The organism is Coprococcus sp. AM14-16 (assembly GCF_003434675.1).
Taxonomy (GTDB): Bacteria; Bacillota; Clostridia; order Lachnospirales; family Lachnospiraceae; genus Coprococcus; species Coprococcus aceti.
This window is the reverse complement of the sequence record NZ_QTLL01000001.1, coordinates 66,522-81,043: the sequence shown is the minus strand read 5'-3', so window position 1 is coordinate 81,043 and position 14,522 is coordinate 66,522. Positions and strand designations below refer to the sequence as shown.

Annotated in this window: 13 protein-coding genes and 1 tRNA gene; all 14 read right to left on the bottom strand. The window is 45.5% G+C overall.

Going from position 1 to position 14,522, the window contains the following annotated elements; genetic code table 11:
• Positions 1–10 precede the first annotated feature (10 nt).
• The 14 genes from DW159_RS00435 to DW159_RS00370 all read right to left on the bottom strand — a co-directional run bounded on the left by DW159_RS00435 (position 11) and on the right by DW159_RS00370 (position 14,509).
• Positions 11–556: a DUF5662 family protein gene (locus tag DW159_RS00435; RefSeq protein WP_015533282.1), complete on the bottom strand. Its 546-nt coding sequence runs from the start codon at positions 554–556 to the stop codon at positions 11–13.
• 74 nt (positions 557–630) lie between these two features.
• Positions 631–703 (bottom strand) — tRNA-Thr (locus DW159_RS00430).
• A 29-nt stretch (positions 704–732) separates the two neighbouring features.
• A complete protein-coding gene (locus DW159_RS00425; protein ID WP_330410572.1) occupies positions 733–2,013 on the bottom strand; it encodes a DUF4143 domain-containing protein in 1,281 nt (426 codons plus the stop codon).
• A 117-nt stretch (positions 2,014–2,130) separates the two neighbouring features.
• Positions 2,131–2,622, bottom strand: a complete 492-nt coding sequence (locus DW159_RS00420; protein WP_117548565.1) for a hypothetical protein — start codon at positions 2,620–2,622, stop codon at positions 2,131–2,133.
• A 92-nt stretch (positions 2,623–2,714) separates the two neighbouring features.
• Positions 2,715–5,435, bottom strand: coding sequence for a tetratricopeptide repeat protein (locus tag DW159_RS00415; protein ID WP_117548564.1), 2,721 nt, complete (start codon positions 5,433–5,435; stop codon positions 2,715–2,717).
• Between the two features lie 78 nt (positions 5,436–5,513).
• Positions 5,514–5,774, bottom strand: coding sequence for an HPr family phosphocarrier protein (locus tag DW159_RS00410; RefSeq protein WP_117548563.1), 261 nt, complete (start codon positions 5,772–5,774; stop codon positions 5,514–5,516).
• A gap of 19 nt (positions 5,775–5,793) precedes the next feature.
• Positions 5,794–6,744, bottom strand: a complete 951-nt coding sequence (gene whiA / locus DW159_RS00405) for a DNA-binding protein WhiA (RefSeq protein WP_117548562.1) — start codon at positions 6,742–6,744, stop codon at positions 5,794–5,796.
• A gap of 32 nt (positions 6,745–6,776) precedes the next feature.
• Positions 6,777–7,655: an RNase adapter RapZ gene (gene rapZ, locus DW159_RS00400; RefSeq protein ID WP_015533288.1), complete on the bottom strand. Its 879-nt coding sequence runs from the start codon at positions 7,653–7,655 to the stop codon at positions 6,777–6,779.
• A gap of 27 nt (positions 7,656–7,682) precedes the next feature.
• The gene (gene murB / locus DW159_RS00395; RefSeq protein ID WP_117548561.1) at positions 7,683–8,597 is read right to left on the bottom strand and encodes a UDP-N-acetylmuramate dehydrogenase; all 915 of its coding nucleotides are present in this window, start codon (positions 8,595–8,597) and stop codon (positions 7,683–7,685) included.
• A gap of 291 nt (positions 8,598–8,888) precedes the next feature.
• Positions 8,889–9,830 carry an ROK family glucokinase gene (locus DW159_RS00390; RefSeq protein ID WP_120000313.1) on the bottom strand — a complete coding sequence of 314 codons (942 nt, stop codon included), beginning with the start codon at positions 9,828–9,830 and terminating at the stop codon, positions 8,889–8,891.
• Between the two features lie 57 nt (positions 9,831–9,887).
• Positions 9,888–10,838: an HPr(Ser) kinase/phosphatase gene (hprK, locus tag DW159_RS00385; protein ID WP_015533291.1), complete on the bottom strand. Its 951-nt coding sequence runs from the start codon at positions 10,836–10,838 to the stop codon at positions 9,888–9,890.
• Between the two features lie 152 nt (positions 10,839–10,990).
• Complete coding sequence (locus DW159_RS00380; RefSeq protein ID WP_117548559.1) at positions 10,991–12,385, bottom strand: hypothetical protein; 1,395 nt, start codon at positions 12,383–12,385, stop codon at positions 10,991–10,993.
• A gap of 2 nt (positions 12,386–12,387) precedes the next feature.
• Positions 12,388–13,947: a hypothetical protein gene (locus tag DW159_RS00375; RefSeq protein WP_117548558.1), complete on the bottom strand. Its 1,560-nt coding sequence runs from the start codon at positions 13,945–13,947 to the stop codon at positions 12,388–12,390.
• Complete coding sequence (locus DW159_RS00370; RefSeq protein ID WP_117548557.1) at positions 13,937–14,509, bottom strand: RNA polymerase sigma factor; 573 nt, start codon at positions 14,507–14,509, stop codon at positions 13,937–13,939. Before DW159_RS00370 ends, DW159_RS00375 begins: the two co-directional genes overlap by 11 nt.
• Between the last annotated feature and the right edge of the window lie 13 nt (positions 14,510–14,522).

The window sequence follows — 14,522 nt, the reverse complement described above, 5'->3', positions numbered from 1 at the left end:
TGTCTCCTCCTTATTTGTTATGCAGTATCTCCCGCCTTATATAGTCAAATGTATAATCTTCGCCCTTCTCAGCCAGAGTCGTTAGCATGTCCTCCAGCAGATCCGCCGATTCAGGGTGCAGATGATGTCTGGATCTGCCCCTCAGATAATACTCAAGCGGAAATGAATCCGTATACTTATCACCATTATAATTCTTGCTGGCAGCCACCCTGTCGCAGAACATCTCCACAACGTACTTCTCCGGCATGCGCATTCCCACCAGCTCCACACAGTTCCTGTCAACACTGTAGTCTACCCAGTATTCCAGATGGTGCTTGTTTCTTCCCTTGTGGTGCAGCCATGCGCTTGAATACCCCTTGCTCTCGCGCTCCGCATCATTCGGGCTTCTTGTTCCCTGATAATACTTTGCCCCGACTGAGAACTCAGTCCACGAATACTTTGACAGATCGTGCACAAGCCCCTGCCAGTATAATCCGCACTTAAAGCAGTTATGCATGACCATTCTCTTATGTCTGTTTATGGTTTTCAAATGTCTGTACCATTTTGGAGCATCCATATCATCCCGTCCTTTCCCACTGAGTACAAAAGGCTGCCGCAAAAACTTTTGCAGGCAGCCTTCCTCAATATTGAAGCCGAAAAAGGGACTCGAACCCTCGACCCACGCATTACGAATGCGTTGCTCTACCAACTGAGCTATTTCGGCATCTATAAATTACTACCATACGCTATCGGTTAGAAACACCAGATACCATATAGCGGTATATTTACCAATCCTTTATCGACAAACATGTCATCTGTAGATATCCTCACTGAAGTCTGATTGTCATATCTCTGTTTGAATACTCTGGAGCTCTGGGCCTTGGTGTGCGGACTTGTCTGAACATCCACTGGAATGACCTCTCCATCGCCCTCATACACGAAATCAACCTTCGCTGTGGCAGATGAGATCCAGAAATACAGATCTCCAATACTCCTGTTCACATACAGCTCTGCAAGAGCGTACTGCTCTGCTATAACTCCATCCATCATATCAAGAACGTTGTCTGTGTCAATGTCCTGAACAAGTATTCCAGCCATGATCCTGAGCAGACCATGATCAAGATGATACAGCTCAAATGACTTGTCATCCTTCTGGTTTGCCAGAGGAAGCACTCCATTCCTAACTCTGTACACCTGACGCACAACACCCATCCTGACGATCTGATCAACTGACGCCTCGTACTCCCTGGCACGAGCCTTCGGATCAACGTATCCATACATGAACTTCTTGTTCTCCTTGGTAAGCTGAACCGGAATACTGTTCCATATCGCCATGACCTTGGTAAGATATCTCTTCGGAGTGGAGTTTATCAGATATTCAGTAGTTCTGTCAAGTATAGACTTCAAAACCACATCAACTCTTCTGAGATCTCCTGTCTTATAATATTCATCCACCGCCTCCGGCATTCCTCCGGTCACGAAGAAAGTCTCAAGCATTGTCTGGACGCTGTCCCTGACCTCATCCGGCATCGGTGTGATCTTCTGGTTCTCTATAAATGCACAGAGCTTTCTGCCCTTTCCCGCTTTCAGAAATTCCTCAAAGTTCATAGGCATCATCTCATATACGCATATGTCATCCTGGCACTCTTCCTCTCCCGGGATTGGTCCACAGGATGTCGCAATGACACAGATCCTGCAGTCAGTATTGTATCTGCTATACTCAACAAGGTTGCCGAGCAGTCCCACACAGTTCTGCGCATTGTCAAATATAAGAAGCTTATCCTTGAAATCATACTTGTCAAGCGACGTTGTAAGCTTGGCATGAAGCTTCTCCGGCCTCCTCTCCTTTGCTGCATATGCGGCAAAGTCCGGATACTTGTCCATATCTATTATTATATGATCCTCAAAAAATCCCATGGCAAAATCAGCCACAGCCCATGTCTTGCCAACAAACTTGCCACCACGGACAACTGCAATCTTATCCGCTCCGGTCTCATACCATGTTGCAAGGTCATTCATAACATTTCTAAACAAGCATCTCACCTCGATTCGACCACTTTTTCCAAATCTATTATAGGATACCACTAAAAATTTGCAATGTAAATAGTTAAACCCATATCATTGCACTCTCTGATTTTTTATCACTTTATACTATTCATACAGGAATTTTTCCCTGAAATACGTCTTAAGTGCTGGTTCATCGATATCCATGTACTTCATCACAACCTCATACAGGAACTCCTTATAATATTCCCAGTCTTTTCCCGACATATCCAGCTCCTGTACATCCTCATAGAATATCTCTCCAAGCTTATTGCGAAGTCTTATAGTCGCTACATATAAGTTGATATTACCATTTGCATTCTCTGACTTCATCACATCCACCGTCATGTCTCCATACTTCAGATGGGTCTCTCCACGCATGATCCTTACTTCCTTCTCAATGCGCGAAAGGCACTTCTCCTCCACCATATCCCGCAGGAAATACCCACGATTTTCAAACAGATATTTCTTTATGGACATGAGAATGATCTCATTCTGAGAATAACCGGTATAATCAGATAATCTCTCCAAATCCCTAGCCATTCTGGAATCCATTCTCAAAGGCTTGCTCGTGAGCTCTCTCTTGTTAAGTCCCGGCATAATATGCTCCCTTTCTCTATCCCTATGGGGTAAAAAACCCGGAGGAGATATGTCCTCCGGGATCATTCTGATCTAATTGATATCCTGTTGTATTACTCACCCTTGCCGATTGACAGGAATCCACTCTCATTAGCCTTCAGCAGGAATGCAAGACCGATATTCTTCTTGCCCTCCTCTGTCGCCTTGTAGATCTCACCTGTCTCAACAAGAGACTTGGCTATTGCAACTACGACATCCTTGAACTGCATCATCTGACGTCTGTCCTTAGAACTCAACTTAAATATGTACTGGTTCTTGGAGCTTATCAGAAGGATGCTGAATGTATGTACGTTATCCTTTGAAGCCCTTATTGCAGATCCGATCATTCTTGAGTTGGCAATGATGACATCCGCATTCTCATCAGGCAGATACTCTGAAACTATCAGCTTGTAGATCTTCAGGTAATCCTGCTCTGCCGTAGCATTGACAGGCATCTCGGCAACTGCAAACTCAACGACTGAATCAGCCATCTTTATAGTACCGCCATCATCGTTGATGACTGCGTTACATTCCTTTGGAACACAGAGTCTGAAGAACTTGTTCTCCACAACTTTCTGTCCCTTGGCAGGTTCTCTGAGTATGAGATCTACATAGTTCATCTCCAGCTTGTTCATCGCAACTATCGCTGACTCATCGCCGGTCTCAGCAAGATCGATAAGAGCGTCGTACAGGCTCCATATCTGCTGGGTAGTTGTAGGCACAAGTCCGATAAGCTTCTCTATAGCCGGAACATATCCCATACTTGCATTCTCTATGTACAGCTTGACCGCCTCATCGCTGGCCAGGCCCTTCTCAACCTTGTAATTAATAACCTTAAATAAGTTCTCCTTATCCCAGTCATCGAAGTTCGCATTGAACGCCTTCTCGAAATACTTGATACTCTTGATCTCGCCCTTGTAGTTATCCTGCTTCTCCTGTACCTGATAGATTCTTCCGAGCTCATATCCGGCACGGGCGCTTCCAAGACCAAGTGCCTCAAGATAAGCCTTCTCAATCTCATATGGTGTTGCAATGTAGAAGATCTGTCTCTGCTTCATCATGGCTATCTTGATAGCCGCTGACTCGCTTCCGGCCTCCACTGCACGCTCCCACTTCTCAACAGCCGTCTGAAGGTCCTCTCCCTTGAGATCCTCAAGATCCTTGATATAGCCCTCAGCCTCCTGAATACCGTTCTCTCTGGCCTTCTTGAAGTAAGACAGTGCCTTGACTCCGTCTCTCTTCGTTCTGAGCAGACCGTAATAATATATTCTTCCAAGATAGAATGCAACTCTCTTGTGTCCAAGACGCTCTGCATTCTCATACCAGTTAACTGCCTTCACATAATCCTTGAGCTGCTGGTCATATACGATTCCAAGAAGGAATGCAAGCTCAGGATCCTTAGTTGCCTCAAACAACTGCTTTGCATAACTTATAGTCTTCTCAACATCCCTGTATGGGCTGTCCTCATCGTAGTACAGCTCTATCAGAAGGTAACTTGCCTTTATGCTTCCAAGCTTAAGAGCCTGCTTTGCGGCTCTCATGGCGCCCTCATAATCCTCAAGGTAGTAGCAGTATATAGCCTCGTTATAATACTGCATATCCTTTCTGTTGGCACTGTGGTCACTGGCCAGCGTAGGATCTACAAACGCAAATGAGTTGGCTGTCTCAAATATGATCTCCTCGTACTGCTCTATGATCTCCATTGTAGCACACACGAATCTCATACATGCCAGTCTACGTCCATGATAGAAGGCAAATGACACGATTCCCTTCTCCATGTCCTTGTGATAGTAAGTTGTACATATTCCATCTGCATACTCTGTGACATACGCCTTGAGCTGCAGCTCTTCGTCAAACGCATCGTTACAGTATCTCAGGTAATTCTCAAGAGTCATCTTGGAATCCTTTGGCACACTGTCATAATATACATACATTGCAAAATCCTTATATGTAAGACTTGGTGCGTAATACTCCTCACCTGTTGACTCGTTGATCGTCTTCACCCAGCCCTTTGGAAGCTTGTGGATGAATCCCTCAACCTGATCATGTACATATGTGTACTGATACTGAAGTCTTGAAGCCTCGATAACCTTGTAACGTGGCTCCTTTCCCTTTGCCTTTCTGGCCTCTGCTATATCCGTGTACAGCTTGTCCTTCTCCTCGAACTCAAGGCTGTCACCGTGGGTACTAATGTACTCAACTCTCTCGTATGAAGCCTTCGCCTTGGCATCGCCGGTATCAGCGAGTTTCTTGTACCACATCATGGCCTTGTCCAGATCGATAGGTACGACATAATCACTCTTGTTGCCATACTCATCCACTCTGTTAAGTCCGCTCTCATATATCGAACCAAGGCTCATATACGCTGCCTTTATACCGTAATCTGTGGCTGCAAGCTCATAATACTTGATGGCCTTTGAGAAGTTCTGGACTTCCAGAAGCATCTTGGCAAGCTTGAATATAACATCGCCGTCATGGTTCTGATTCACATACTTCTCGTAATACTTGGTAGCCTTGTTCAGATTCACATCCACAACTGCGTTGCGGTACTTTCCCTTCTCATAAAACTCTGCAAGTGCAAGAAGAGCATCATCCCCATATGACTTATACTGCGCATCCATTATTCCTATGTCTGCAACCTGTTCAAGTATGTTTACTGATTCCTCAGCATCTCCGTTGTCCATAAGGTTCATGGCTTTGTTGAACTGGAGCTCCACATTGTTGACCGGTTCCTTCTTTTTGGAAAATCTGGATACGAATGGTATCTTCTTTAATAATCCGTCAAAAAATCCCATATCCTGTTCCTCCGACAAATGTCCATTGATAAATTTATTTTACCACATACACATCCGAGGTGCAATAAATCATCCAAATTACTTATTGTTTTTTGTCAGATATTCTGAAAGTGCATTGACTGCTGCCTCTTCGTCGGCGCCGTCTGCAACTATAGTGAGCTCACTGCCATTCTCGAAGCTCATGCTCATCATACCCATAATGCTCTTAGCATTGATTCTCTTATCTCCGGTAACAAGGTGAACCTTGCTGTCATACTGACTTGCAACCTGTACAAGAACTGCAACAGGTCTTTCCTCTGCCTCTCCCATCATTGATACAACAACTGTCTTTTCGATCATTACATCCTCCTTGGGCTCATCAACAGCCCCGCATTTCTTCTGCGATCTCACTTATTTTTCTTAATCTATGATTAACCCCCGACTTACCGATCGGCGGCGTCATCATCTCACCAAGCTCCTTAAGGGAAGCATCCTCATTCTCCAGTCTGGCAAGCGCCAGCTCCTGAAGGTTATCGGGCAGATATCCTATGCCCTTTGTCTCTATTATGTAATTAATGTCATTCATCTGCTTTACGGCAGCGCTCACGGTCTTGTTGAGGTTTGCAGCCTCACAGTTGACCCTGCGGTTGATATTGTTACGGATATCCTTCCTGATCCTTATGTTCTCCATATTCATCAGGGATATGTGTGCGCCCATTATCCCAAGCATATCAACTATCATCTCCCCATCCTTCAGATAGACGACGTAGTATTTCTTCCGCTGTATTATGCGGGCTTCCACTCCAAATCCTTTTATTATCTCCTGTATGAACTGTGCCCTTCCCTCGTTCTCGCACACCACCTCCATGTGGTAGCCCTTGTTCGGATCACTGATCGATCCCGAGGTCATGAACACTCCTTTTATATATGCTCTCCTGCAGCAATCCTGCTGAACATCCATCCTGCTGACCTTCATGAGCTGACACTGTATCAGTCCCTCATATTCATGTTCGTTTTCTATCTTCAAGGTCATCAGTATCGTATTGACAATCTCTGGAGAATTGATCTCCATCCTGTATACTCTGCTGTCAGCTCCGGTCCTTCTTACACTTGAGTCCGGAATATATCTGAACAGCCTCTTTATCAGGGAAGCTATCTCCTTTGCGATAACACTTCTCTCTGTAACTATCACCAGCCCGGCCGGTCTGCCAGCCCAATATCTCACATATGCCACCATTGAAATCATCGCAGCCAGCTCAGCTATCTGACAATGCCTCGCTCCCGGAACATTCCCTGCCAGCTCCATCTTAACGTCTGAAGAAAATGACATATTCCACCTGCTATACTATCTGTTATTACATGCTACAACTTCTTGACTATTGAATCCTTCAAAATATCCCTGTGAACTATCCTCACTGTATACTTTGACTTCTGCAAACGGGCATAGACAGCATTGGCTATCGTGACGGATCTGTGTTTTCCGCCTGTGCAGCCGATGGAAATGACCAACTGATTTTTGCCTTCCTTGATATAATTCGGTATCAAAAATGTTATCAGATCTATAAACTTTTCCAGATACTCAGGGCCCTCCTTGCAGTTCATAACATAGTCCTGTATCTCTTTGTCGTTTCCCGTTTTCTCCCTGAGTTCAAGGTCATAGTACGGATTAGGCAGAAATCTCACATCCTGAACTATATCAGAATCCCTCGGTATTCCATACTTAAAGCCAAATGACATGACCGTAATTATGAAATTCGAATACTCTTCATTCTGCACAAATATCTTGTCAAGCTCCGCCTTAAACTCTCTCACAAGGAGGTTGGTAGTATCGATTATATAATCAGCCTCCTCCTTGAGGAAGCCGATAAGCTCACGCTCCTTGTTTATTCCATCTATTATTCGCCCACCCTTGACCGAAAGAGGATGGTTTCTTCTAGTCTCTTTATAACGCTTTACCAGAGTTGCATTGGAACACTCAATGAACAGGATCTCATAATTCATGCCCTCTCTTCTGATATCCGCCAGGCACGAATTGAGTTGTGACAAAGCCCTTCCACTTCTGATATCAACACTGATAGCAACATCATCCACCTGGATCTGCTCATCATAAGCGATCTCGGCAAATCTTTTTATGAGCTGGATAGGCAGATTATCAACACAGAAAAATCCGGCATCCTCAAGCGTCTTAAGCGCCGTTGCCTTTCCTGCTCCACTCATTCCTGTCACAATAACAAATCTCATGCTCTGTTCTCCCTGTCTCACTGAATGCTAGAAATCGCCAAGCATCTTCACCTCAGGCTCCAGCATCACGCCAAACTGATCCATAACCTTCTTCTGTACATCACGGATCAGACCTGCCACATCAGCAGCGGTTGCACCGCCCCTGTTCACAACAAATCCGCAGTGCTTCTCGGACACCTGTGCTCCTCCCACAGAATATCCCCTGAGTCCTGCATCCATTATAAGTTTACCCGCAAAATATCCCTCAGGTCTCTTGAATGTAGAGCCCGCCGACGGATACTCAAGCGGCTGCTTTGTTCTTCTGGAATCCGACAATTCCTTCATTCTGTCATCTATATCCTGCTGCACACCTGCTGCCAGCTTCATGGTAACCTCAAGAACTATGAGCCCCTCAGCCTCCACAGCACTGTGTCTGTACGAAAAATCCAGTTCATCCGATGACATATCATATATATGTCCATCGGCATCCATCACCTTGACACTGGTGACAACATCCTTCATCTCACCGCCATAAGCTCCCGCATTCATATACACCGCACCGCCTATAGTACCGGGAATCCCGGAAGCAAACTCAAGACCGGTCAGCGAATTATCCCTTGCCAGTCTGCTGACTCTCACCAGCTTTGCCCCGGCCTGGGCTGTTATCACATCACCATCAACTGTTATCCCATTCATATTGTCCATTATATTGATTATCATGCCCCTGTAGCCAGCATCCGACACAAGCAGATTACTGCCATTACCAAGGACAAAATACGGTATCTCACATTTCCGACAAAGTTCTATAATCCCCACAACCTGATCTGCATCAGAAGGACTCGCAAAATAGTCGGCAGGACCGCCCACCCTGAAGGTAGTGTGTGCGCTCATCACCTCATCTGCGCTTGCATTCTTCTCTCCGGTTATCTCTCGAATACTGTTCAATATATCTAAATCTGACATGTCAACCTCATACAATCTGTCTTCTATATTTTATTCACATGTGCATGTATTTTAAAACAAAAGTAAAAGCACCCCCTGTCACAGAAAACTGCTTTTTTCTTAACATACACAATAAAAGTCTTTAATATATTGGATTTTACGGCACTATTCATCACCATTAAATTCATCATACATTAAAGACTTTTATAATTCAATATTAAAATTTAATATAAATTTACCATCTTTCGCAAAACCTTTGGATATTTTCACAAATTCTACTGGTAAATTTTACCGAAATTACATTCAGGTCAATTACCTTCCAAGCATGCTGCATGCACTTCCATAAATACCTGCATCATTGCCAAGCTGTGCAAGTGCGAACTTTGTCTGTCTGCATGCATGGAATGCATAATGCTCGAAATACTTCTTTACTGAATCTGTAAGTATGGAGCCCGCCTTTGACACGCCTCCACCGATTACAAATATCTCAGGATCAACTACACATGCTATCTGTGCAAGCGCACGACCCAGGATACGTGCCTGTGTATCAACTATCTCAAGTGCAAGCTCGTCTCCTGCCTTTGCTGCGTCAAATACATCCTTTGCAGTAACAGCCTCGAGCTCACGGAGAGTTGACTTCTTATCTGAAGCTGCCATAGCTCTGCCCGCAAGTCTTACCACGCCTGTTGCAGATGTGTACTGCTCCAGACATCCCTTGTTTCCGCATCCACATGTCTCAGTCTCTGAATCGTCAACACATATATGTCCGATCTCACCGCCGGCACCATTCACGCCGAACAGCATCTTGCCGTTGAGTATGATTCCGCCGCCAACACCTGTTCCAAGTGTTACCATTACCAGATTGCTGTGGCCCTTGCCACCGCCCTGCCACATCTCTCCGAGCGCAGCGACATTTGCGTCATTTCCAGCCTTTACAGGATATCCGACCAGCTTCTCCAGCTCGTCCTCAACATTCAGTATTCCCCATCCGAGGTTTACACACTTGAGAACCGTTCCATCCTCCTTGACAGGTCCCGGAACTCCGATTCCAACACCCTCAACATCTTCCTTTGCAAGCTTCTTGCTTTCAATAACTTCCTTTATAGAATCAGCAATGTCCGGAAGAACATTCTTTCCACCGTCCTCTGTGCGGGTCTTGATCTCCCACTTGTCGAGCAGTTCGCCCTCAACGGTAAAAAGTCCCATCTTTACTGTAGTTCCTCCAACATCAACTCCAAATACATACTTAGCCATGTTTTTTCTCCTTCCACATTCTCCGCTTTTTATTGTAATATCACGGCCGGCAGTCATCTACTGCTTGTCTCCACCGCCGTTGCCCTTCATAATATTCTGTGTAACTCTGTTGTAAAGCTCCTGAGCTGCATTGTATCCCATCTTCTTCTGTCTGTGGTTTACAGCCGCCGACTCAACTATGATCGCGATATTTCTTCCCGGTCTGATTGGTATGTTGTGACTTACCACCTTATTTCCCAGGAACTCCATATAATTGTCCTCAAGTCCGAGTCTGTCGTATTCTGTATCTTTGCTCCACTCCTCCAGGTTGATGACAAGATCGATATTCTGATCTATCTTAACGCACTCAACACCAAACAGTGATTTCACATCTATTATTCCAATTCCTCTGAGCTCAATAAAATGCCTCGTTATGTCAGGAGCTCTTCCTACAAGAGTCGCATCGCTGACCTTCTTGATCTCAACCACATCGTCCGCAACAAGTCTGTGTCCTCTCTTCAGAAGCTCCAGCGCCGCCTCCGACTTACCGATTCCGCTCTCACCCATGATCAGTACGCCCTCGCCGTATACATCGACAAGAACCGCATGCACCGATATTCTTGGAGCCAGCTCCACATGCAGCCATCTGTCCACCTCATGTACAAATGCAGATGTGACCGCATCGGATGTGAGTACCGGAACCCCGTGCTTCTTCGCCATCTCTATGATAAATGGATATGGCTCAAGACCTCGGCAGAATATAAGGCATGGCGGCTTGTATGAGAAGAACTCATCCATAATGCGCTTGTTTTCCTCCTCAGTATGCATAGCTGCCACATAGGCATGCTCAACATTACCACAAATCTGTATTCTTCCCGCATCAAAGTGTTCGAAGAATCCACCAAACTGTACTGCCGGTCTGTTCATACCCGGATCCTGGATAAGTATCTTATCCGTATCGATCTCCGGAGTATGGTTCTTGAGATCCATCTTCTCTATAAGCTGTGTAACCGTAACACTGTAAACCATATAAACCCTCTGCAACACCGAAACCGATGTTTTTCCTTTCCTAATATAGTCAATATGACTTATTTTATCGCAATTAATTATACTTATGTACGCTCTCTGTTGTCAAGCAGACATGCACAATTACACAGCCAAATATGCAACTCATTTGCGGTCTATTTATTCAGGAATCTCGCCTCATCCTGAACCATGCTGACCTCACTTCCATCCCTCGCATCTATCAGTACAAGCTGTATCGGGTAAGTGTCGGAATGATCCGAATCCAACTGTGCAAATGAGTACACAGGTATAGCCTCATACTCGCCGTCCCCTGTCTTTATCCTGAAATATGTGAGTCTCACATCGTTGAACTCCACCGAATTATATCCGGTATAATCCGCAAAGTGGCTCTCCATGACTCCCTTGAGGCTTGTCACCGCAGAATCCCAGGTGATCAGTGTCCCTGCATCCTGAATATCCCCCGCGGACTTCATCGGCCAGGTGCATGTAAATCCCGTAAGTTTCTCTCCTGTAAATGCGATACTGTATGTGGACTGCTCCGTGTAGTAGTATTTCTCTGCAGAAAACGAACCACTGTCCTCCGCCTTCTTCTGGTTTGAGATGGTGTCTATGCCAAATGCATCCGGCTGATATAGCGGCTGTCCATTCACGGACGCCTGAAATGTCACAGAGTATCCATCCTTCTCATATCCTACAACCTCTCCATACTCATCACTATATTGACGGTAAAGCTCCGACTGCGATGTTGGAACCACATCCTTAAAGCCCCATTTGTCCATGTAGTCCAGTGCTTTTACCATTCCGGCATCCTCGTCCATGCCACTCATATTGGTTTCATCATTCTGAACATCCGACGGATTACCTTCATTTGCAGTTATTAAGTCTGCGGGATCCCATGAAGTATACTCTGTGAATGTCGCACCCTTGTCCGCCATATCTTCAGGGACAGGATCCGTCACCGCAAGCTGGATAGAAAATCCCTCATCTGATATCCACGACAGATCATAAAAATACAGTATGTATTCAACTCCATCTATCTTCCCAATAAAATAATCCTTGCTATAATCCACATCGGCACCCTTATGAGCGAACAGTTCATCTCTCTGCTCCTGTGTCACACTGTCCTTCATATCATATGGATACTCGAAAACTCCATCCTCCTCGTCAAATATGCTTTTGAGTATCGTCTCCCTGTCTTCAGCTCCTATGCTGCCCATGGTGAACTTCTTCGTATACATCTTATCGGCATCCGGAGTCTTGATCTCCGACGCTTTGATGCTTGCAGACTCCAAAGTTCCGCAATTTTCAACAGGAATATCAACACTTACACTGGTCGGAATGCTGAGTGTTCTGGCAAGTCCGCCCACACTGTCATCATAATCTGCATCCTTCTCGGTGTCCCCGGACGTGTCCGTTCCGCTGCTGTATTCCTTGATATCATCGCCCTCTATGACCGCCGTGTTTGCTTCCTTTTTCTTATCCGCGCAGCCACCGCACGCCATCGCAAGGCAAACCAAAGCTGCACATATCATCCATCTTCTTTTCCTCATATTTACTCTCCTTCACCAAGATATATTGTCATATACTCATAATAACTTGCCATTGAACTGCTCGGACTTACCTGCATGTAACAATCCTCAAGCTCACTCTCGTCAACAAGGAAATACACCGTCAGCAAATGTTCTTCGCCATCCCTCTTCAGGCAGCAATAGCCATCCACGCTCTTTTCAGCAATCTCTGTGCCGTCATCTACTACATACGCAGGTACTCCATATGTCATCCGTCTTTCATAACTCGCACGAGGCTCACCATCTCCGCAATAATAATTCGTGTCAACCGGTGGCGCCAGCTTGTCCCCCGAGAGTTTTTCTCCCCTCTCAAGATCTATAACTATATAGTCATACGGATATGCTCTGTAGTCCGCTTTATATGTGATATCCACCGCAACCATCCGCAAGCTGCTGTTATTATAATCTCCCCAGCTTGTAAAGCTGTTATCTGTCGCTTCGTTCATCCTCCGACATCTGACATCCACAAAGTTTCCGTCCGTATCCACCAGACCTTTCTCCTCGAGATCTCCCACAACATAGAGCATATCCGCAGGATCTATTCCCTGGGTGTCATCGTATACGTTCACACTGTTTACCGTCATCTCTACGCCATCCACAACAAACGGCTCGTCCAATCCTATAAATGTGTACTTGTCATCCACCTGGATCGTATCAACATTATCCGGATTGTCATCATAAAATGTTGAGTCAACTCCGACCCAGTTAGATGGATCATCGCCCTCAGCATCCTTGACATTTATTCCGGTCACGATCTTGTCCAGCTCCTCATCCGTTATATCGCAGCCGATATACACAGTCAGAATAACGGACTCTTCTTTTATCGGAACGTACAGCACTCTATCAAATCCCCAATCAACTCCTCCCCTCTCAAACAACAGGTACTCATAACTTCCCGCCTGTCTGACTGTGGCATCCTCGATGCTTCGGTTTATCACAGTATTCGACTGTCCATTCCACTGGGTTGCCGCTATGGATATTCCCATATATCCTTTCCTGTCCGGGCTGTCATACTTACTTTCCTCGACCTGAACCACGCCTTCCGGCAGATAATCAAGAGTGATCTCCACGTATCTTTTGCCCGAATTTATCATGTATGAATTACCATCGCTTCCTTTCATTATGCTCTGTGTTCCATTTTCTTCTTCCTCCGCCATCCTCTTTTTCATCGCGTCCAGAGTCTCCGTGCTCTCGGTGTCATCTGCAGCTGTGGCAACACCATCGTCATTGAGCTCTATCGTTCCACTTGCATAACCACCATTCTTCTCGATCGTAAATCTATACACGCTGACCGCAGCATGGATCGATACCGGTATAAGGATCACACCACACAGCAGCAGTGCTGCAACCTTGATAAATCTCTCCATTCCTCCATGTCTTTTCCTGAGGCCTGTCGGTCTGCCGGACTCCTCCATGTCTCTCATTCCGGCGAGCAGACTTTCCTTTTTAGCTTTGTATTCTGCCGAAAATTCATGTTCAGACAGCTTGTCCATATTATCCGTATTGTCCGCGTTATCAACATTCTCCATATTCCTATTCTCCATCCAGCATCATCTCCTTCATCAGCAGTTTTCGCGCTCTCTTTACTGCGCGCTCATATTTCTTCCGGACCGCAGCCTCTGTCAGCCGCATCAGATCAGCCGTCTCTCTTACACTGAGCTGCCGCACTATCCTTAGCTGGAGCACTAGGGCATCATCATCAGATAATCTTCCAAGTATGCCTGTTATCAACTGCCTGTTCTCCACCTCATCAGCCATATTGCTCTTCACCGACGGATCGGCATGACTCCACAGGATGTTGTCTGCAAGTTCCGAGGAATCGTCATCCCCCTGCAGACTGCACACAGCCTCTTTATCTCTTTTATTTTTCCTGTACATATCAACAGCGATATTTCTTGCAGTCTTGGTTATGTACGCCGATCTCTTCTCCTCCGGCATCCTTTTTATCATATTCCTGTATCTTATGACTTTCAGAAATGTCTCCTGTACAGCCTCCTCCGCCTGCCATATATCTCCCAATACGGCATACGACAGCCTGTATAACTTCTGTTCGTACTTGTCATAATATTCTGCTATCAATTCGCTGTCTTTCTTATCATTATGCATAATTTCCCTATCC

Bases quoted from the DNA above. Each gene is read 5' to 3' on its own strand.
- DW159_RS00435 (WP_015533282.1), bottom strand. From the start codon at position 556: ATGGATGCTCCAAAATGGTACAGACATTTGAAAACCATAAACAGACAT.
- DW159_RS00420 (WP_117548565.1), bottom strand. From the start codon at position 2,622: ATGCCGGGACTTAACAAGAGAGAGCTCACGAGCAAGCCTTTGAGAATG.
- DW159_RS00415 (WP_117548564.1), bottom strand. From the start codon at position 5,435: ATGGGATTTTTTGACGGATTATTAAAGAAGATACCATTCGTATCCAGA.
- DW159_RS00410 (WP_117548563.1), bottom strand. From the start codon at position 5,774: ATGATCGAAAAGACAGTTGTTGTATCAATGATGGGAGAGGCAGAGGAA.
- whiA (WP_117548562.1), bottom strand. From the start codon at position 6,744: ATGTCATTTTCTTCAGACGTTAAGATGGAGCTGGCAGGGAATGTTCCG.
- rapZ (WP_015533288.1), bottom strand. From the start codon at position 7,655: ATGAGATTTGTTATTGTGACAGGAATGAGTGGAGCAGGAAAGGCAACG.
- murB (WP_117548561.1), bottom strand. From the start codon at position 8,597: ATGTCAGATTTAGATATATTGAACAGTATTCGAGAGATAACCGGAGAG.
- DW159_RS00390 (WP_120000313.1), bottom strand. From the start codon at position 9,830: ATGGCTAAGTATGTATTTGGAGTTGATGTTGGAGGAACTACAGTAAAG.
- hprK (WP_015533291.1), bottom strand. From the start codon at position 10,838: ATGGTTTACAGTGTTACGGTTACACAGCTTATAGAGAAGATGGATCTC.
- DW159_RS00380 (WP_117548559.1), bottom strand. From the start codon at position 12,385: ATGAGGAAAAGAAGATGGATGATATGTGCAGCTTTGGTTTGCCTTGCG.
- DW159_RS00375 (WP_117548558.1), bottom strand. From the start codon at position 13,947: ATGGAGAATAGGAATATGGAGAATGTTGATAACGCGGACAATACGGAT.
- DW159_RS00370 (WP_117548557.1), bottom strand. From the start codon at position 14,509: ATGCATAATGATAAGAAAGACAGCGAATTGATAGCAGAATATTATGAC.